The organism is Pelomonas lactea (assembly GCF_043555885.1).
In the GTDB taxonomy this organism is placed as follows: Bacteria; Pseudomonadota; Gammaproteobacteria; order Burkholderiales; family Burkholderiaceae_C; genus Pelomonas; species Pelomonas lactea.
On record NZ_JBIGHX010000004.1, the window covers coordinates 277,412 to 296,542 of the forward strand.

Here is a 19,131-nt window from a genome sequence, read left to right on the forward strand (position 1 = left end):
GGCAGAGGAAACGCATGAAATCCATCTGGGTTGTAGACGACGATCACTCGATCCGCTTCGTGCTTGAGAAGGCGCTGGCCCGCGAGGGGCTGCCGGTGCGGTCTTTCAGCAACGCGCGCGACATGCTGTCCGCGCTGGATGACGACACGCCGCAGGTGCTGGTCTCCGACATCCGCATGCCCGGTGGCTCGGGGCTTGAGCTGCTGGCCAAGGTCAAGGCGCAGCTGCCGGCGCTGCCCGTCATCATCATGACGGCCTACTCCGACCTGGACAGCGCCGTTTCGGCCTTCCAGGGCGGCGCCTTCGAGTACCTGCCCAAGCCCTTCGACCTGCCGCGCGCCGTGGAGCTGATCCGCCGCGCGCAGGAGGAAAGCCAGCGCGAGGCCGGCGAGCAGGAAGCCGCCGCGCAAGTGCCCGAGATGCTGGGCCAGGCGCCGGCCATGCAGGACGTGTTCCGTGCGATCGGTCGGTTATCGCAGAGCAACGTCACCGTGATGATCACGGGCGAGAGCGGCTCGGGCAAGGAGCTCGTCGCCCGCGCGCTGCACAAGCACAGCCCGCGTGGTGAGGGCCCGTTCGTGGCCATCAACACGGCGGCCATCCCGAAGGACCTGCTGGAAAGCGAACTCTTCGGCCACGAGCGCGGCGCCTTCACCGGCGCGCAGGCGTCGCGGCGCGGCCGCTTTGAACAGGCGGACGGCGGCACGCTGTTCCTGGACGAAATCGGCGACATGCCGTTTGAGCTGCAGACGCGGCTGCTGCGCGTGCTGTCCGACGGCCAGTTCTACCGCGTCGGCGGCCACAGCCCGATGCGCAGCAACGTGCGCGTCATCGCGGCCACCCACCAGAACCTGGAAGAGCGCGTGCGCCAGGGCGTGTTCCGCGAGGACTTGTTCCACCGCCTCAACGTCATCCGCCTGCGCCTGCCGCCGCTGCGCGAGCGCAAGGAGGACGTGCCCGCGCTGGCCCGCCACTTCCTGCAGCGCAGCGCGACGGAGCTGGGTGTCGAGCCCAAGCGCCTCAGCGATGCCGCACTGGCCGTGCTCACCAACTTCGAGTTCCCCGGCAACGTGCGCCAGCTGGAGAACATCTGCCACTGGCTCAGCGTCATGGCGCCCAGCCAGGTCGTCGAGCCCAAGGACCTGCCGGACGAGCTGCAGCCGGGTTACGTGCCGGCGCCTTCGATGACGGCCATGACGAGCGCACCGGCGGCCCAGCCCGCCATCAGCGCGCCGCAGCCGGTGGCAGCGCCGGCCAACACCAGCAGCGGCGAAGGCTGGCTGGCCGACATGGCCGCCGACGCCCGCGCCCGCCTGGCTGCCGGCGAGCCCGATGTGTGGGACGCGCTGACCAAGCGCTTCGAGGCTCAGCTCATCCTGACCGCGCTCGACATCACCCGCGGCCGCCGCATCGAGGCCGCGCAGAAGCTCGGCATCGGGCGGAACACGATCACGCGGAAGATTCAGGAGTTGGGCCTGGACGTTTGAGGTCCGAGTCAGGCCGAATGCGGTAGGTTGGGGTGAGCAAGGCGGACCCCAACACCGCAGCGACGTATCGAAGCAGGGCATGCGACCCCATCGCGCGAATCGTTGAGATTCACTGCGTTCAGCACACCCTAAGGGCTGATTCGCTTTCGCTGGAACTCGATGAAGCTTCTGGCGAATTCCCTGGTGTTGCTGGAGGCGCAAGGATGGTTTGCGGCCGACTCCAAGACTGAAAGCAGCGGCAGCCCTTCCACCTCGGCGGCTCCGTAGTTCAGCAAGCGATTGACCATGTTGAGATTGAACTCAGCAGGCGCGCGGGAGGCGGACTCGACGAGCAGCCGCTCGTATCCGTGGCATTTCTCTAGGCAGTGCAGGGTCGACCAGAAGACGCCGTAGCCGTCGTCGTCCGGGAATCGCTCGAACACAGCCAGCATTTCACGAACTTCCAGATCACCGCAGGCTTCGGGCCGCACTGCACTGATCGTTTCATCAAGTTCTCTCAATTGCCCCTCGTCATGAGGGTTATTGAAGCTGGCCAGCCTGTTGATGAAGGAGGGGGGCATTTCCGAGTTCAAGAGTCTTCGCGAGGGTATCAGCGCCCGCTGACCCGCAACCCCAACAGCACCACCGTCGCCAACCCAAACACAAACGTCAGCCCCCGCCAGAACAACAGCGGATGCCGCTCTTGCAAAGGCGTGCGGTCGCGCTGCATGAACTCAGCCCCCGGCGAATGCAGGTCGTGCAGGAACTCCGACAGCGCCTGCTGTCGCCGCGCGGCCTGCGGCTGCAGTGCCTTCTTCAGCACGCGGTCCAGCCACTCCGGCAGGTCGGGGCGGCGCGTGCGCAGCGGCACGTATTGCAGCTTGTGCAGGTCGCGCTCGCCGCGCACCTGCGGCACCTGCAGGCCGTAGGGCAGGGCGCCGGTCAGCATCTGGTAGACCAGCACGGCCAGCGAGAACAGCTCGCTGATCGGTGAGCCGCCGTCGCCGGTGAAGTACTCCGGCGCGGTGTACTGCAGCGTGCCGGCCAGCGCCAGCGGGCGGGCGTCCCCCAGCCCTTCGCTCAAGCCCGCCACGTGGGCCGAGGCCAGGTCGATGAGGATGACCGTGCCGTGGCGGTCGATGATGAGGTTCTCGGGCCGCAGGTCCTGGTGCAGCATTTCCTTGCGATGCAGCGCCTGCAGGCCGCGGGCGATCTGGTCGGCGATGCCGCGCACCTCGTCCAGCCCCGGCTGCGGGTGATCGGTCATCCACTGCGCCAGCGTCTGGCCGTGGATGAACTCGACGGCGGTGAACAGGTGCTCGCGTTTCGCCTCCGCCGGTGCGGCCTTGATGACATGCGGGCTGTCGACGCGGCGCGCCACCCATTCCTCGGTGGCGAAGCGGTCCAGCTCGCGCGCGTTGCCGGCCAGCTCGGCCGTGGGCAGCTTGAGCGCCCATTCGCGCCCGTCGTCATCGACGGCCATGACGACCTGGCTGCGGGCCGTGTGCTGCAGCTCGCGCACGACGCGGTAGCCCTCGAACTGCTGGCGAGGCGACAGCCGGGGCGGCAGGCGCAGGCCGTCGCGGCTGACGGGCGGCGCAATGTCACGCGGCAGGGACTCCACGCGCACCAGCATGACGGTCACGTTGTCCTGGCTGCCCCGCGCCAGCGCTGCGGCCACCAGCGCCTCGGCGGCGGCCTGCAGGTTGGCGCCGTGCGTGGCCAGCGTGTCGTTGACCAGCGCCGCGTCGATGTGTTCGTAGGCGCCATCGGTCGCCAGCAGCAGCGTCTCGCCGATCTCGGCAGGCCAGCAGGCGTGGTCGATGTCGAGGTGGGCGCTCAAGCCCAGCGCGCGGCCCAGGTAGGTCTGGCCGCCGTAGGCGCGCACGCGGTGATCCTGGCTCAGCGGCTCCAGCGCCGTGGCATGGACGCGGTAGACGCGCGTGTCACCCACGTGCAGCAGGTGCACCTCGCGGCCCTTGAAGACCAGGGCGCTGAAGGTGCAGACATGGCCGCGGTCCTTGTCGAAGCGGCCCTCGCCGCGCTGGCTCTCGGCGTGCAGCCACGCGTTGGTGGCGGACAGCACGCAGTGCGCCGCGCGGCGCACGGTCCAGGCCTCGGAGGTGCCGTAGTAGTCCTCCAGAAAGCCGCGCACGGCGGCCGCGCTGGCGAACTGGCTGACCGGGCTGCTGCTGATGCCGTCGGCGATGGCCAGCGCGATGCCGCGCGAGCGGGCTTGCGCGTCGGTGGGTTGGGCGACGCCGTGGAAGTCCTGGTTCAGGGCTTTCAGACCGGCGTCGGAGTGCTGGCCGACGGCCAGCCTCAGCGTCACTTGACCAGCACCCGCTTGGGGGCCGTCTTGTAGTGGGTCGAGTACAGCGTGAGCCCCACGAAGGTCAGACCGCCGACGAGGTTGCCCAGCACCGTGGGAATCTCGTTCCAGATCAGGTAGTCCATCAGCGTGAACTGGCCACCCAGCATCAGGCCCGACGGGAACAGGAACATGTTGACGATGCTGTGTTCGAAGCCCATGTAGAAGAACACCATGATGGGCATCCACATGCCAATGGCCTTGCCCGACACGGACGTGGACATCATGGCCGCGACGACGCCGGTGGAGACCATCCAGTTGCACAGCACGCCGCGGATGAAGAGTGTCAGCATGCCGGCGGCGCCGTGGGCTGCGTAGCCCACCGTGCGGCCCTCGCCGATGTGGCCGATCTTCTGGCCCACCGCGTTGGGCGCCTCGCTGAAGCCGAACGTGAAGATGATGGCCATGAAGACGGCCACCGTCAGCGCGCCGGCGAAGTTGCCGAAGAACACCAGCGTCCAGTTGCGAAAGCACCCGGCCCAGGTGGCGCCAGGGCGCTTGTCCAGCACGGCCAGCGGTACCAGCGTGAACACGCCGGTCAGCAGATCGAAGCCCATCAGATACAGCAGGATGAAGCCGACCGGGAACAGCAGCGCGCCGATCAGCGGATTGCCGGTGTTGACGCTGACGGTCACCGCGAAGGCCGCGGCCAGCGCCAGGATGGCGCCCGCCATGTAGGCGCGGATCAGCGTGTCGCGGGTGGACATCAGCAGCTTGGATTCACCGGCGTCGACCATCTTGGTGACGAACTCGGTCGGGACGACATAGGCCATGGCTTGTCTCGTTTCGTGTGGGTGGGGAAAGGGTGGGGAGGTTGCTGGCGCAAAACGCAGACGCCCCCAACCGGTCCGGCTGGGGGCGTCTGGGGTTTGCTGTCGCGCGTGGCGTCGTTGCCACCGGGAACGGCCCATCCGGCCGGGCGGCGGGCCCGGGCCGGAGGGTGGGGAACTTCAGGCCAGTGCGACGAGCACGCGACCGTCCTGCACCTGCACGGTGTGCGCCCGTACCGATTGCTCGGGCGCTTCCAGGCATTCGCCCGTGCTGAGGTCGAAATGGTTCTTGTAGAGCGGCGAGGCGACGACGATGCGCTCGCCGAGGTTGCCGACCAGGCCGCGCGACAGCACGCTGGCGCCGGAGCGCGGGTCGATGTTGTCGATGGCGTGGAAGCGGTCTGCGCCGACGCGGAACACGGCCACGTGGCGGCCGTTCACGAGGGCTGCGACGCCGGTGTCGGGCAGGATCTGGTCGACGCTGCAGATGGGGGTGAAGGTCCTGTTGCTCATGCGGTACTCCTTGGCTGGGCTCAGGCGGGTTGGGCTTCTTCGGCGCGTTCTTCCGGCCGTGCGGGGCGGATCTGGCCGCGCTCCTCGACGAAGATGATCTTCTCGTCGGCCTTGTCGCTGTTGACGAAGCTGCGGAAGCGCTGACGCACTTCCGGCGTCGTCACGGCGGTCTTCCATTCGCACTGGTAGCTGTCGACGACGGCCTGCATCTGCGCTTCCAGTTCGGCACCCAGGCCCAGCTTGTCGTCGATGACGACGCTCTTCAGGTAGTCCAGGCCGCCCTCCATGTTGTCGCGCCAGGTGCTGGTGCGCTGCAGGCGGTCGGCCGTGCGCACGTAGAACATCAGGAAGCGGTCGACGTACTTGATCAGGTCGGCCTTGCTCAGGTCGCTGGCGATCAGCTCGGCGTGGCGCGGCTTCATGCCGCCGTTGCCGCAGACGTAGAGGTTCCAGCCCTTGTCGGTGGCGATGATGCCCACGTCCTTGCCCTGGGCCTCGGCGCATTCGCGCGTGCAGCCGGACACGCCGAACTTGATCTTGTGCGGCGCGCGCAAGCCCTTGTAGCGGTTCTCGATCTCGACGGCGAGGCCGACGGAATCGTCCACGCCATAGCGGCACCAGGTGCTGCCCACGCAGCTCTTCACCGTGCGCAGCGATTTGCCGTAGGCATGGCCGGACTCGAACCCGGCGGCGATCAGTTCCTCCCAGATCAGCGGCAGCTGCTCGACGCGGGCGCCGAACATGTCCACGCGGGCGCCGCCGGTGATCTTGGTGTACAGGCCGTACTTCTTGGCAATCTGGCCCACGGCGATGAGGCCATCCGGCGTGACCTCGCCGCCCGGCATGCGCGGCACGACGGAGTAGCTGCCGTCCTTCTGGATGTTGCCGAGGTAGTAGTCGTTGCTGTCCTGCAGCGCGGCGAGTTCGGGCTTGAGCACAAAGTCGTTCCAGCACGACGCGAAAATGCTCGCGGCGGCGGGCTTGCAGATGTCGCAGCCCAGGCCCTTGCCGTGCTTGGCCATCAGCTCGCCGAAGGTCTTGATGCCGCCGACGCGGATCAGGTGGTACAGCTCCTGGCGCGAGTGTGGGAAGTGCTCGCAGAGGTGGTTGTTGACGGCCATGCCGCGCTTGGCCATCTCCAGCTTCATGACCTGCGTGACCAGCGGCACGCAGCCGCCGCAGGTGGCGCCTGCTTTCGTGCAGGCCTTGATGTCACCGATGGTGGTGCAGCCCTCGCCGACGGCCGCGCAGATCTGGCCCTTGGTGACGTTGTTGCACGAGCACAGCTGCGCGCTGTCGGGCAGCGCGTCGGGGCCGATGGCGAACTTGGCCTTGCCGTCGCTTGAATCCGATGACGGCAGGATCAGGAACTCGGGCGCGGCCGGCAGCTTGATGCCGTTCAGCGCCATCTGCAGCAGCGTGCCGTACTCCTCGGCGTCGCCCACCAGCACGGCGCCCAGCAGGAACTGGCCGTCCTCGCTGACGACCAGTCGCTTGTAGACCTGCTTGCGCTCGTCCACGTACTGGTAGCTGCGGCACTTGGGCGTCTTGCCGTGTGCGTCACCGATGCTGGCCACGTCCACGCCCATCAGCTTGAGCTTGGTGCTCATGTCGGCGCCGGGGAAGGCGGCTTCGGCATCGCCGCTGATGTGGCGCGCGGCCACCCGGGCCATCTCGTAGCCGGGGGCGACGAGGCCGAACGTCTGCTCGCGCCACGAGGCGACCTCGCCAATCGCGTACACGTTGCGGTCGCTGGTGCGGCAGTGGTCGTCGATGACGATGCCGCCACGCGGGCCCGTGGCCAGCACGCTCTGGCGGCCCAGTTCGTCGCGCGGGCGGATGCCGGCGGAAAACACCAGCATGTCGGTCTCCAGCCAGGTGCCGTCGGTGAACACGAGGCGGTGGCGGGCGGACACGCCGTCGGTGATCTCCACCGTGTTGCGGCTGGTGTGCACCTGCACGCCGAGCGCCTCGATCTTCTCGCGCAGCACGCGGCCGCCGCCGTCGTCCACCTGCACGGCCATCAGGCGCGGCGCGAACTCGACGACATGCGTCTGCAGGCCCATGTCGCGCAGCGCCTTCGCGCATTCCAGCCCCAGCAGGCCGCCGCCGATGACGACGCCGCTCTTTGACACACGGCCGCTGGCCTGCATGCCTTCCAGGTCCTCGATGGTGCGATAGACGTGGCAATGCGGGCGGTCGCGGCCCGGCACGGCCGGCACGAAGGGGTAGGAGCCGGTCGCGATGACCAGCTTGTCGTAGTGGATGACCTCGCCGTCGGCCAGCTTGAGCGTGTGGTCGCGGCGCTCGATGGAGACGACTCTGGCGCCCAGGCGCAGCGTGAAGCCGGTCTTTTCGAAGAAGCCTTCGGGCACCAGCGACAGGTCCTCGGCCGACTTGCCCGAGAAGAACTCCGACAGGTGCACGCGGTCGTAGGCCGGGCGCGGCTCCTCGCACAGCACCGTCACCTGCACCTGGCCGGCGGCGGGGCCTTCGGCGAGGGATTCGAGAAATTTCTGGCCCACCATTCCGTGGCCGATGAGGACGATGTGCATGGTCTGTTCTTGCGAAGCGGGTGCCGCCGGCGCGCCGCGGGCGACGTGATCGGAGGCACCAAAAAGAAAAGCCCCGCAAGCAGCTGTCTGCTCGGTCGGGGCCGGTCGTTTGGGTGCCGCCACCGTTGGCGAAGCATCCCAAGGGGCCGGCGCAAGCGCGACCTCTCGCTCAAGACTTTGCAAGACGCGTGCCTGCTCCCGCCCGTGGGCTGGCCGCCTGATTCAGCCCGCCCGGCACAGGGGCGGTGCGACAAAGCGCACCAGCAAGGGGCGGCTTGCCCTGTTGGCGGGCCGCCCTGGCGTGGCGCATCGGCCGAACGGCCGATGGCTGCGGCCCCGGGCTCGCCTACATTGCGCGGGCCCCGTCCACCATCCCGCCAGCCGCCACCGCCATGCCGCATGCCAGCCCGCCAACCGGTCATCGTTGCTGGTGGGCTGCCGTGCGCGTGGCGGGCCTCGTGCTGCTGGCCTGGCTGTGCTGCGGGGCGGCCCCTGCGGCCTGGGCCCAGGCGGGGGCGCAGCGCATCGAGCAACTGCAGTGGCAGGGCGCCGATGGGCACTGGCAGGCGCAGGCGCTGCCGGACGACTGGGGCCGCCGCGGCGTGCCGCGGCCGGGGCTGGGGCGCTATCGGCTGAGCGTCAGCGTGCCCGATGCCGGCGAGCCGTGGGCGCTGTGGTCGGCACGCTTCCCGCTGCACCATCGCGTCTGGCTCAACGGCACGCTGGTCAGCAACACGTTGGACATGCCCGATGCGCTGCAGCCGCGCACCACGCCGCTGCTGGTGGCGCTGCCCGGCGGCGCGCTGCGGGCGGGCGACAACGAGGTGCTGATCGAGGAGCTGGGCGGCCTGCGCGCCGGGCTGGGCGTGCTGTGGCTCGGTCCGGTGGCCCAGGTCGAGCCTCACGCGCTGCGGTACCGGCGTGCGCTGGTGGACGTGCCGCGCGCGTTGAACGGGCTGGCGGGCGGCGCGGCCCTGTTCGCGCTGCTGCTGTGGGCGCGCCGGCGCAGCGAGATCACGATGGGCTGGTTCGGCCTGCTGGCGCTGGTGCTGGCGCTGCGCAACATCGCCTTCGTGGAGCCCGGTGTGCCCTCGCCCGGCGGGGCCGGGCTGGTGATGTACCTGCTCATCGTCGCGATCAACGCGATGTACGGCTTCTTCGGGTTGTCGCTGGGCGCGCCGCGCTGGCAGGCCTGGCGGCGCTGGCTTGTCGCGGTGGCCGTTGGCAGCGCGGCGGCCGGCTTGTTGGCGCCGGCAGATGCCGCAGCGCTGGACCGGCTGCGGCAGTGGGTCTACCCGCTGCTGTCGATCAACGCTGCCGTCGCGACGGCGCTGCTCGTGCGGGCCGCCTGGCGGCGCCAGCGGCGCAGCTTCTGGCTGCTGGCGGGGCTGGGGCTGGCGTTCGTTGCGGGTGGCGTGCACGACATGCTGCTGCAGTCCGGCCGCCTGCCGCAGCACTGGGAGTTCCTGCTGCCTTGGCTGAGCCCGCTGCTGGCGCTGATCTACGGCGGCATGCTGGGCGCACGGCTCGTGTCGGCGCTGGCGGAGTCCGAGCGTGCGGGGCAACTGCTGGAACAGCGCGTGCGCGAGCGCACTGCCGAGCTGGAGGCGGCCAACCTCGCCAAGACGCGCTTTCTCGCCGCCGCCAGCCATGACCTGCGCCAGCCCATGGTGACCATCGGCGTGCTGATCGGCGTGCTGCGCGAGCAGCTCGCGTCGCCGGCGCAGCAGCGGCTGATCGGCCGCGTCGACGAGGCTGTGGCCGCGATGGAGGGGCTGCTGGCCGGCTTGCTGGACCTGTCCCGGCTGGACTCCGGTGGCCTGCGCGTCGCGCGCGAGCCGGTGGCGCTGGCACCGCTGCTGGAGGCGGTGGCGGCGCACGAGCGTGAGGCGGCGGCCCGCAAGGGGCTGCGGCTGCGGCTGCGCGTGCCGGCGGACGCCGTCGTGCTGGGCGACGCGGTGCTGATCGAGCAGGTGCTGCGCAACCTCGTCACCAATGCGTTGCGCTACACCGAGCGTGGTGGCGCGCTGGTCGGCGTGCGGCGGCGCGGCGCAAACTGGCGCATCGCCGTCTGGGACACCGGGCGCGGCATCCCGCTGGACCAGCAGGCCCGCGTGTTCGAGGACTTCGTCCAGCTCGACAACCCGCAGCGCGACCGCGCGCTGGGCCTGGGTCTGGGCCTGGCCATCGTGCGCCGCGCCGCCGGCTTGCTGGGCACCGCGGTGACGTTGCGCTCGACACCGGGGCGTGGCGCCTGCTTCGGCTTGGAGCTGCCCGCCTGCGCGGCGGGCCCAGGCGGGCAGGGCGCCGGCCCCGCAGTGCCCACGGACGCGCCCGACCTGCGCGGGCGGCGTGTGGCGCTGGTGGAGGACGACGCGGGCGCCCGCGAGGCGCTGCGGCTGCGGCTGCAGGCCTGGGGCGCCGAGGTGCTGGCGTTGGCGTCACCCGCCGAGCTGGCCGCGCAGATCGATGCCGGTCTGCCGGCGCTGGACCTGCTGGTGACCGACATGCGCCTGCCCGGCGGCAGCGGGCTGGACGTGGTGGCCCGCGTGCGGGCAGTGCAGCCGGGCGTGCCGGCCCTCGTCGTGACCGGCAACACGGCGCCGGCCGATCTGGCCGTGCTGGCGGCCAGCGGGCTGCCCGTCGTGCACAAGCCGTTCCGCGCCGAGCAGCTCGCCCAGGCCATCCAGGGAGCCTGGGGCGGCCAGGTGTCTGCCTGAGCCGGCAGGATTCCACAACTTCGTGGAGCGGTTCGGCCGTTTGGCCGATGGCTGCGGCGCAACCGGCTTTCTAGAGTCCGCGGCGTCATCACCTTGCTCGCAGGCTCACCATGAAGCAGATTCTTCCGCCCCCTCCCGCCCCGACCCGTGCGCTGCCCGCCGTCGCACTGGCCACCACGCTGATGCTGACCGCCTGCGGTGGCGGTGGCTCCGATGCCCCGGCCCCGGCGCCCACGCCGGCACCGCCGCCGCCGGCCGCACTGTCACTCAATGGCGTCGTGGCCAAGGGCGCGGCACTCGGCGGTGCCGCCATCTCCGCCAAGTGCGCCACCGGCACCGGCACCGCCACGGCCGGGGCGGACGGCAGCTACACGCTCGCCATCACCGGCGGTGCGCTGCCCTGCGTGCTGGAGGCCGTGTCCGGCAGCGACAAGCTGCACTCGGCCGCCACGACCGCCAAGGCCAACATCACGCCGCTGACCGAGTTGATGGTCGCGCAGATGGCCGGCCAGTCGGCAGCCACGTGGTACACGGCCGCTACCGCCGCGTCGCTGGGCAGCAGCGTCACGACCACCAAGCTCGCCGACGCGCAGACCGCCGTGCTCACGGTGCTGACGGCTGCCGGCGTCGACACCAGCGCGATCGGTGATTTCGTCAGCGGCACCCTGGTGGCGGCCAGCGGCAGCACCGCCGGCAATGCGCAGGACAAGGCGCTCGACGCGCTGGCCGCCAAGCTCACCGCGGCCAGCAGCACGCTGGGACAGCTGGCCGAGACGGTCGCTGCCACCAACACCAGCGCGACTTCAGTCACTGCCAGCGCTCTCGCGCCCGAGCTGCTGTTGAAGCCGGCGGCGCCCACCTGCAGCGCACTGCGGGCCACCGACTACTGGGCCGTACTGACCGGCGTGACCGGCGGTACCGCCGCGCAGCGAATCAAGATCAGCATCGATGCCAAGCAGGCGGTGACGCTGACGTCCTACGCCAGTGTCGACGGCACGACGCTGAACGGTCCGCAAACCCTGACGGCCAACGGCAGCTGCCGCTTCACCAGCAGCGCCGGTGACGACATCATGGTCGCGCCGTCCGGTGTCATCGTCGCGACGACGGCGCAGGGCAATGCCGTGATGGCCGTTCCGGTGCAGAGCCATACGCTGGCCGAGCTGGCCGGCGACTGGAACGTGCTGGGCAGCGACACGGCCGATGGCGCGGTGAACAGCGTTGGCTGGACCTTTGGCTACGGCACCGTCACCATTTCTGCGGCGGGCTTCCAGCAGTTCACGCAGGGCTGCTGGTACGACGGCCTGGCCACCACCACCTGCACGGCCCTTCCCGACACGATCAAGGCCCGCAAGCGCCCGGTGGCAGTGCTGGCCGACGGCAGCTTCACCAACCATTCCGACGACACCGGCGTCGGTGAAGGTGGCCCGTGGATGGATCGCAACTTCGTCTACCGCACGGGCCAGGGCGACTACATCGCCATCGGCACCAACGTGCTGACGCCCGACAGCAAGGGCGATGGCAGCGTCAGCTACGCCACCAAGGTGCGCACCCTGAGCCTGCCCGCGGTGGGCACGGCCAGCGGCAACTGGAACGTGTACTGGAACTGGGCGACCGGCCGGTCGAGCACGGCCACCGACACCAACACCCACACCATCCAGTCCGTGGACAGCGCCGCGGCCAGCTTCGTGCGGGTCTCGGGGGTCACCGGCGCCGCGACGCATGCGGAAACCCTGCAGATCAACAAGCCGTTCACCGGCTTCTGGCAGCGCGACGCCGCCACCGCGGTGCCCACCAGCGACGGCAAGACCACCAACGTGCGTTCGGCGGTGTTCCTGCGCCCTGGCAGCGGCCTCAGCGTCGTGCTGCAGCCCTACCAGGATGCCAACCGGCCGGCGCGCATCGTGTTGTCGGTGGCGCAGCCGGGCTGACGCCCGCGGCCGCCGCGGCGGCCGGCCGGTCAGGGGCTGGCGAACGTCAGCCCCAGCCGTGCCGCGGCCACCACCGCCTGGGTGCGATTGCCCACACCCAGCCGGCGGTAGACCGCTTCGAGGTGCGTCTTGACCGACGACTCCGACAGCCCCAGGCTGCGGCAGATCAGCTTGTTGGACTGCCCGTCCACCAGCAGGCGCAAGACGTCCAGCTGGCGGGGCGTCAGTTCGACCGAGGGCTCCCCCGTGGCGCGGGGCCAGCTGGCCAGCAGCGTGGGCGGCAGGGTCACGCGCCCCTCCAGCATCGTGGCCAGCGCCTGAACCAGCTCGCGGCTGTCTGCCCGCTTGGGCACGAAGCCGCTGGCCCCCAGCTCGATCGTGGCCCGCACGGTGTCCGGGCGGTCGTCCGCCGACAGCACGACGATGCGCACCTGCGGCGCGTGGGCGCGCACCGCCTGCACCGCCTGCACGCCACTGGCGTCGGGCAGCCCCAGGTCCAGCAGCACCAGGTCCGGGGCAATGTCCAGCTGCGGCAGCGCCTCGGCCAGGCTGGCGGCCTGCACGACCGTCCAATCCGGGAATCGCGCCTCGATCAGGCTGCCCAGCGCGTCCGCCAGCAGGCGGTGGTCGTCGACGAGCAGGATCCTCATGCGGGTGACCGGTCCAGCCAGACCTCCAGGCCCTGGGCGTTGAGCTCGATGTCCATCGCCAGCCAGTCGGCGGCCGTCGCGTCGGCGGCATGCCCGTGGGCGCGCAGCCGGGCCAGGTAGCCTTGCTGCAGTGCCGTCTTCAGGGCTGCGTGGCGGTCGGGCGCCAGGTTGGCCGTGCGCGCGGCCTGCACCATCTCGTCCACCTGGTCGAGCATCAGCGCGGCAAGCCGCCGCACCTCGCCCACCGAGCCGCCGATGCGGCCGTAGTGCGTCACCTGCATGGCCAGTGGCTCGGCGTCCAGCAGCCGCGCGACGGTGGCCTTCAGCGCCTCGGGCTCGAACTGCACCGGCGTGCTGGTGGGCAGGATCCAGGCACGGCCATCGACATCGAACTCGCGGTAGGACAGGCCGAAGGTGTCTCCGGTGAACCAGCTGCGGCTCTTCTCGTCCCAGATGGCATGGTGATGCCGCGCGTGGCCCGGCGTGTCGATGAGCCGCAGCGGCCGCCCGGCCAGGTGGATGACCTGCTCGTCGTGCGACGCGTCGGCGCGCTCCGCGGGCACCGGCACCAGCTTGCCGTAGCTGCGCTGCATCTCCTCGTCGCCGTAGACGCTCAGCGCGCTCAGCCACAGCGCCGTCGGGTTCACCAGGTGGCGCAGGCCGCGCGGGTGCACGAGCGCCCGGGCCTGCGGCAGTGCCTCCATCAGCAGGCCCACGCCTCCGGCGTGGTCCAGGTGCACGTGCGTCGGGATGACCCAGTCGACCGCCTCCGGCGCCAGGCCCAGTGCGTTCAGCGCCGCCAGCAGGCGCGGCACGGCGTGGTTGGTGCCGGTGTCGATGAAGGCGGCGCGGCCGCCCTCGACGATCAGGAACGCGGCGTCGAAGCGCGGGCGCTGGAAGCCGGTGTCGATGGCATAGATGCCGTGGCCGAGGTCGTCGATGAAATCAAGCAAGAGCGCTTCCTAAAATCACCGCTCACGATAGCCCAAGGAGGCCGCGGTGGCGGTTCACGAGATTCTGAAGATGGGCGACCCGCGGCTGCTGCGCGTCGCCAGGCCGGTCACCGAATTCGGCACGCCGGCGCTGAAGGCGCTGATCGCCGACATGTTCGAGACCATGGCCGCCGCCAGCGGCGCCGGCCTGGCCGCGCCGCAGATCGGCGTCGACCTGCGGCTGGTGATTTTCGGCTACTCGAAGAACGTGCGTTACCCCGACGCGCCGCCCGTGCCGCCCACCGTGCTCATCAACCCCGTCATCGAGGTGCTGGACGGCGGGCGCACCGAGGGCTGGGAGGGCTGCCTGTCCGTGCCCGGGCTGCGCGGCGTCGTCGCGCGTGACGAGCGCATCCGCTACACCGGCTTTGATGCGGACGGCCAGCCCATAGCCCGCGTCGCCGACGGCTTCCACGCCCGCGTCGTGCAGCACGAGTGCGACCACCTGGACGGCATCCTGTACCCGATGCGCGTCACCGACTTCACGCGCTTCGGCTACACGTCCGTGCTGTTCCCCGAGCTGGACCCGAACGCGGACGACGACTGACGCTTGAAACACTTGTAACTTCCGTGCACCGTCAGCGCGCGCGGCGCGTTGCGCAGGCGCAAAGGAGCACCGGCTCATGACCCAGTCCACCGAATCCAGGCTTGTCCTGACCCGTCGCCACTGGCGCATCCTCGCGATGGCGCTGCTGGTGGCCATCGTGCCCGCGGCCAAGGCGCAGGACACGGACCGCGACCCGCCGTCGCGCGCCGGCCGCGTCGTCAGCGTCGTGGGCGACGCCTGGTTGTTCGACCACGACAGCCGCGAATGGACCCGGCTGACCCGCAACCAGACCGTCGCCGAGGGCGACCGCGTGCGCACCGACGAGCGCGGCCGCGTGTCGCTGCGCGTGGGCTCCACCACCGTCTGGGTGGACGAGCGCAGCGACCTGGAACTCAGCCAGCTCGACGACGGCCAGACGCTGCTGCAGATCGACCGCGGCGACGTGGCCATCCGGCTGCGCAATGCCGAGAACGTCGCCGAGACGAGGCTGCGCACGCGCGAGGGCACGGCCCAGCCGGAGCGTGAAGGGCTGTACCGTGTCGAGCAGCTGGACCGCGGCAGCAAGATCTACGTCTGGCAGGGCCGCATGCGCTTCGAGTGGTCGCGGGCTGCCGCCCCGGTCGTCATGGGCACCGGCGAGCAGGTGGAGCTGTGGTGGCCCGACGGCCCGCGCGCCGAGCGTGGCCCGCTGTACAGCGACGGCTTCGGCGACTGGGTGCTGGCCGAGAGCCGCGAGGAGGGCGACCGGCCCGTGGCGCGTTACGTGTCGGCCGAGATGACCGGCGCCGAGGACCTGGACCGCTACGGCCGCTGGGAGACCGCGCCCGAATACGGCACCGTGTGGGTGCCGACCACGCTGACCGTCGTCGACTGGGCGCCTTACCGCTACGGCCGCTGGGTCTGGTCGCGTCACTGGGGCTGGACCTGGGTGGATGACGCGCCCTGGGGTTTCGCGCCCTTCCACTACGGCCGCTGGGTCAGCTGGGGCGGGCGCTGGTGCTGGTCGCCAGGCGCCTACGTGCACCGCCCCGTCTACGCGCCGGCGCTCGTCGGCTGGGTGGGCGGCGGCTCGGTCAGCGTGGGCATCAGCATCGGCAGCCGTCCGCCGCCGCCGCGCTACGGCTGGTACCCGCTGGCGCCGCGCGAGGTCTACCGCCCCGCCTACCGCCACACGCCGCGCTACGAGCACCGCGTGAACGACCCGCGCGACCTGCGCGACCCCGTCACCGTGCAGCGCCCGCACCGCTACCGCGACGTGCCTGCGGCCGTGAGCACGCTGCCGGCGCCGGGCGCCGCCATCCAGCCGCTGCCCGTGCGCGGCCCCGACCGCAAGCCCGAGCCGGGCTGGAGCCGCCCGCTGCCTGTGGCGCCAGGCCGGGGCGACCTGGCCACCGTGCTGCCGCCCGTGCCCACGCGGCCGGCCGACAACGACGTGCCGCGCCACCGCGAGCGCGAACGGGACCGCGAGCCCGGCATGGGCTGGCGCAGCGACAACGCGTTGCCGATCCGCCGTGAGGTGCAGCCGCGGGCGCCCGAGGCCGTCGGCCCGCAGCCTTCGATGCCCGCGGTCGTGCAGCCGCAGGTGCCCGTGGCCCAGCCGCGCCCGTCCTTCGAGCCGCCGCGCGCCGGGGGCGACAACAACATGCCGTGGCGCATGCAGCAGCCGCAGCGTGAAGAGCGCCGGGAGGACCGCCGCGAGGAGCGGCGTGAAGAAAGGCGGGAAGACAGGCGTGAGGAGCGCCGCGACGAGCCGCGTCGCGTGCAGCCGCCGCAGTTCGAGCAGCCGCGCCCGGCGCCCATGCCCGAGCAGCGCGCGCCGGCGATGGAGCCGCCGCGCCGCGTCGAGATGCCCATGCGCCAGCCCGAGCCGCCGCGCGTGCAGATGCCGCAACCCCAGCCGCAGCCGCAGGCCCAGCCGCCGCGCAACGACGGCCCGCAGCGCGGCCGCCCCGACGGCCCGCGCCGCAACCCGAACCAGAACGAGAACTGAACGCGCGGCCGGCCGCCGCTACAGCAGCGGCTTCAGCGCCGGCCAGACGTTGTCCAGCATCGCCGGATGCGCCTTGGCCAGCGGGTGGATGCGGTCGGGCTGGAACCAGTCCATCGCATCCGCCCGGTCCGCCACGCCCTTGAGCAGGAAGGGCACCAGCGCCGCCTTGGCCTGCTTGGCGACCTCGGCGAACAGCCCCTCGAACTCGCGGCCGTAGCTGGCGCCGTAGTTGGGTGGCACCTGCATGCCCACGACGATGACCTTGGCACCGGCGGCCTGGGCCGCCTTCGCCATGGTCAGCAGGTTGTCGCGCGTGCTGCTCAGCGGCAGGCCCCGCAGCGCATCGTTGCCGCCCAGCTCGATGACGACGATGGCCGGCTTGTGCGTGCGCAGCGCGGCGGGCAGCCGGCTGCGGCCGCCGGCCGTCGTGTCGCCGCTGATGCTGGCGTTGACGACGCGGTGCGGCTTCTTCTGCTGCGCCAGCCGCGCCTGCAGCAGCGCCACCCAGCCGTCGCCGGCCTTCAGGCCGTACTCGGCCGACAGGCTGTCGCCGACGACGAGGATGACCGGCGCCTCGGCCGCGGCCCCGGAGATCCCTGACGAAAGGCCTGCCATCACCCCCAGGCTAAAGTGCGCCAACACCCCACGACGCCGCAGTCCCGACATGCCCGAAGCCCTTGTCCAAGTTGATCAGATCACCAAACGCGTGCGCGACGCGACCGGGGAGCTGACGATTCTGCATGACATCAGCTTCACGCTGAGCGCTCAGGAGTCGGTGGCGATCGTGGGCGCCTCGGGCTCCGGCAAGAGCACGCTGCTGGCCATCCTCGCGGGCCTGGACGTGCCCAGCGGCGGCACCGTCAAGCTGCGCGGGCAGGACTTGTTCACGCTGGACGAGGACCAGCGCGCCGCGGTGCGGGCGAAGGAGCTGGGCTTCGTGTTCCAGAGCTTCCAGCTGCTGCCCAACCTGACGGCGCTGGAGAACGTGATGCTGCCGCTGGAGCTGCGCGGGGCGCGCGACGCCCGCGAGCAGGCCGCCGCGATGCTGGACCGCGTGGGCCTGGGCGAGCGGCTGGGCCACTACCCGCGCGTGTTGTCGGGCGGCGAGCAGCAGCGCGTGGCGCTGGCGCGCGCCTTCGTGCAGCGGCCGGCGCTGCTGCTGGCCGACGAGCCGACCGGCAGCCTGGACTTCGCGACCGGTGCGGCGGTGATGGCACTGATGTTCGAGCTGAACCGCGAGGCCGGCACGACGCTGGTGCTCGTGACGCACGACCGTGAGATCGCGGCGCGCTGCGAGCGCCAGCTGCGCATCGAGGCGGGGCGGCTCGCGGCTTAGGCCAGCGCCTGGTCGAAGTCGGCGATCAGGTCTTCCGGGGCTTCCAGCCCCACCGACAGCCGCACCAGCCCGTCGGCGATGCCCATCGCGGCACGCGACTCGGCGCCCATCTCCCAGAAGATGGTCGGCGCCACCGGGATGATGAGCGTGCGCGTGTCGGCCAGGCCGGTGGCCTTCAGCGGCAGGCGCAGGCGGTTCAGCACCTCGACGAGGCGGCTGGCGTCGCCCAGCTCGAAGGCCATCATCCAAGAGCCGCCGCCGAACCAGTCGCGGGCGCGGGCGTGCTCGGGGTGGCTCTCCAGCATCGGGTAGTGCACCTGGGCGATGGCCGGGTGGGCCGCCAGGTGGCGGGCCAGCGCCAGCGCCGTGTCGCTGCTGCGGCGCAGGCGCAGTTCCAGCGTCTCCATGCCGACGAGGATGCGGTGCGCCGCCTCGCTGGACAGCGTGCCGCCCATGTCGCGCAGGCCCTTCTTGCGGATCTGCTGCAGGCCCCAGCCGCGCGGATCGCCCTGGCGGTAGGCCGGGAAGATGTTGGGGTAGCTGGCCCAGTCGAAGCAGCCCGTGTCGGTGACCATGCCGCCCAGCGCCTCGCCGTGGCCGGCCAGCGTCTTGGTCAGCGAGTTCATGACGAGGCCGGCGCCGAAGCGCTTCGGTTTGCACAGCGCCGGTGACGTGACCGTGTTGTCGACGACGTACAGCAGCCCACGCTCGCGGCACAGCGCGCCGAGGCCTTCGAGGTCGGGGATGCGCGTGCTGGGGTTGGCGATGGTCTCGGCGAACACCATGCGCGTCTCGGGCCGCAGCGCGGCCTGCACGGCCGCCACGTCGCCGGCATCCACGCGGCTGACGGCGATGCCCAGGCCCTCCAGCGTCTGGAACAGGCTGTTGGTGTTGCCGAACACGCGGGCGCTGGTGACGAGGTGGTCGCCGGCCTTCAGCAGCGTCAGGAACAGCGCCGTCAGCGCCGCCATGCCGGTGGCGAAGCTGATGCTGCCGGTGCCGCCCTCCAGCTCGGTGACGACGGCCTCCAGCGCCGCCGTCGTCGGCGTGCCCTGGCGCGCGTAGTTGAAGCTGCCCTTGACCTTGCCCTGGAACACGCCGATCAGGTCCTCGACGTTCTCGTAGGCGTACTGCACGGACGGATGGACGGGCACATGGACGCCGCCGGAATGGCGGTCGCCACCGGCGGCGTGGACGAGGCGGGTGCTGAGGGCGTCGGACATGGTGGGGCTCGGGTCCAGATGGCAAAAGACCCGCCGGGGCGGGTCTCGGGGCAGGCCAGGCGAGGGCGCC

General features: G+C 71.0%; 15 protein-coding genes. 6 read left to right on the forward strand and 9 right to left on the reverse strand.

All coding sequences use genetic code 11. The annotated features are described in order from the left end of the window. Positions 1-14 precede the first annotated feature (14 nt). Positions 15-1,487 (forward strand): nitrogen regulation protein NR(I), encoded by a 1,473-nt coding sequence (ntrC, locus tag ACG04Q_RS13970; RefSeq protein ID WP_394511546.1) that lies wholly within the window; start codon positions 15-17, stop codon positions 1,485-1,487. Between the two features lie 128 nt (positions 1,488-1,615). On the opposite strand, the gene ACG04Q_RS13975 is transcribed toward ntrC, so the two are convergent. From ACG04Q_RS13975 to nirB, 5 genes are all read right to left on the reverse strand, one after another. Further along, entirely contained in the window at positions 1,616-2,047 is a 432-nt protein-coding gene (locus ACG04Q_RS13975; RefSeq protein WP_394511547.1) for a hypothetical protein, read from the reverse strand. 29 nt (positions 2,048-2,076) lie between these two features. Then, a complete protein-coding gene (locus ACG04Q_RS13980; RefSeq protein ID WP_394511548.1) occupies positions 2,077-3,798 on the reverse strand; it encodes a bifunctional protein-serine/threonine kinase/phosphatase in 1,722 nt (573 codons plus the stop codon). Beyond that, a complete protein-coding gene (locus ACG04Q_RS13985) occupies positions 3,795-4,610 on the reverse strand; it encodes a formate/nitrite transporter family protein (protein WP_394511549.1) in 816 nt (271 codons plus the stop codon). Before ACG04Q_RS13985 ends, ACG04Q_RS13980 begins: the two co-directional genes overlap by 4 nt. Before the next feature lie 177 nt (positions 4,611-4,787). After that, positions 4,788-5,120 (reverse strand): nitrite reductase small subunit NirD, encoded by a 333-nt coding sequence (gene nirD / locus ACG04Q_RS13990; RefSeq protein WP_394511550.1) that lies wholly within the window; start codon positions 5,118-5,120, stop codon positions 4,788-4,790. Between the two features lie 20 nt (positions 5,121-5,140). Next, positions 5,141-7,675: a nitrite reductase large subunit NirB gene (nirB, locus tag ACG04Q_RS13995; protein ID WP_394511551.1), complete on the reverse strand. Its 2,535-nt coding sequence runs from the start codon at positions 7,673-7,675 to the stop codon at positions 5,141-5,143. Positions 7,676-8,067: 392 nt separating this feature from the next. Here nirB and ACG04Q_RS14000 point away from each other — a divergent pair, with 392 nt between their 5' ends. Both ACG04Q_RS14000 and ACG04Q_RS14005 read left to right on the forward strand, forming a co-directional pair. Then, positions 8,068-10,395, forward strand: coding sequence for an ATP-binding protein (locus tag ACG04Q_RS14000; RefSeq protein WP_394511552.1), 2,328 nt, complete (start codon positions 8,068-8,070; stop codon positions 10,393-10,395). A 110-nt stretch (positions 10,396-10,505) separates the two neighbouring features. Further along, on the forward strand, positions 10,506-12,323 hold the full coding sequence (locus ACG04Q_RS14005; RefSeq protein WP_394511553.1) for a hypothetical protein: 1,818 nt from the start codon (positions 10,506-10,508) through the stop codon (positions 12,321-12,323). Between the two features lie 29 nt (positions 12,324-12,352). Here ACG04Q_RS14005 and ACG04Q_RS14010 read toward each other — a convergent pair whose 3' ends face one another. Further along, positions 12,353-12,973, reverse strand: a complete 621-nt coding sequence (locus ACG04Q_RS14010; protein ID WP_394511554.1) for a response regulator — start codon at positions 12,971-12,973, stop codon at positions 12,353-12,355. Beyond that, a complete protein-coding gene (locus tag ACG04Q_RS14015) occupies positions 12,970-13,926 on the reverse strand; it encodes an MBL fold metallo-hydrolase (RefSeq protein WP_394511555.1) in 957 nt (318 codons plus the stop codon). Before ACG04Q_RS14015 ends, ACG04Q_RS14010 begins: the two co-directional genes overlap by 4 nt. A 46-nt stretch (positions 13,927-13,972) precedes the next feature. Between ACG04Q_RS14015 and def the strand changes: the two genes are divergently transcribed. Then, positions 13,973-14,512, forward strand: coding sequence for a peptide deformylase (gene def, locus ACG04Q_RS14020; protein ID WP_394511556.1), 540 nt, complete (start codon positions 13,973-13,975; stop codon positions 14,510-14,512). A 76-nt stretch (positions 14,513-14,588) separates the two neighbouring features. Beyond that, the gene (locus ACG04Q_RS14025; RefSeq protein WP_394511557.1) at positions 14,589-16,502 is read left to right on the forward strand and encodes a DUF6600 domain-containing protein; all 1,914 of its coding nucleotides are present in this window, start codon (positions 14,589-14,591) and stop codon (positions 16,500-16,502) included. A gap of 18 nt (positions 16,503-16,520) precedes the next feature. On the opposite strand, the gene ACG04Q_RS14030 is transcribed toward ACG04Q_RS14025, so the two are convergent. Then, on the reverse strand, positions 16,521-17,117 hold the full coding sequence (locus tag ACG04Q_RS14030) for an arylesterase (RefSeq protein ID WP_394511558.1): 597 nt from the start codon (positions 17,115-17,117) through the stop codon (positions 16,521-16,523). 49 nt (positions 17,118-17,166) lie between these two features. Between ACG04Q_RS14030 and ACG04Q_RS14035 the strand changes: the two genes are divergently transcribed. Then, positions 17,167-17,838 (forward strand): ABC transporter ATP-binding protein, encoded by a 672-nt coding sequence (locus tag ACG04Q_RS14035; protein ID WP_394511559.1) that lies wholly within the window; start codon positions 17,167-17,169, stop codon positions 17,836-17,838. On the opposite strand, the gene ACG04Q_RS14040 is transcribed toward ACG04Q_RS14035, so the two are convergent. Continuing rightward, complete coding sequence (locus ACG04Q_RS14040) at positions 17,835-19,061, reverse strand: cystathionine gamma-synthase family protein (protein ID WP_394511560.1); 1,227 nt, start codon at positions 19,059-19,061, stop codon at positions 17,835-17,837. The two genes, ACG04Q_RS14035 and ACG04Q_RS14040, sit on opposite strands and share 4 nt — an antisense overlap. Positions 19,062-19,131 lie beyond the last annotated feature (70 nt).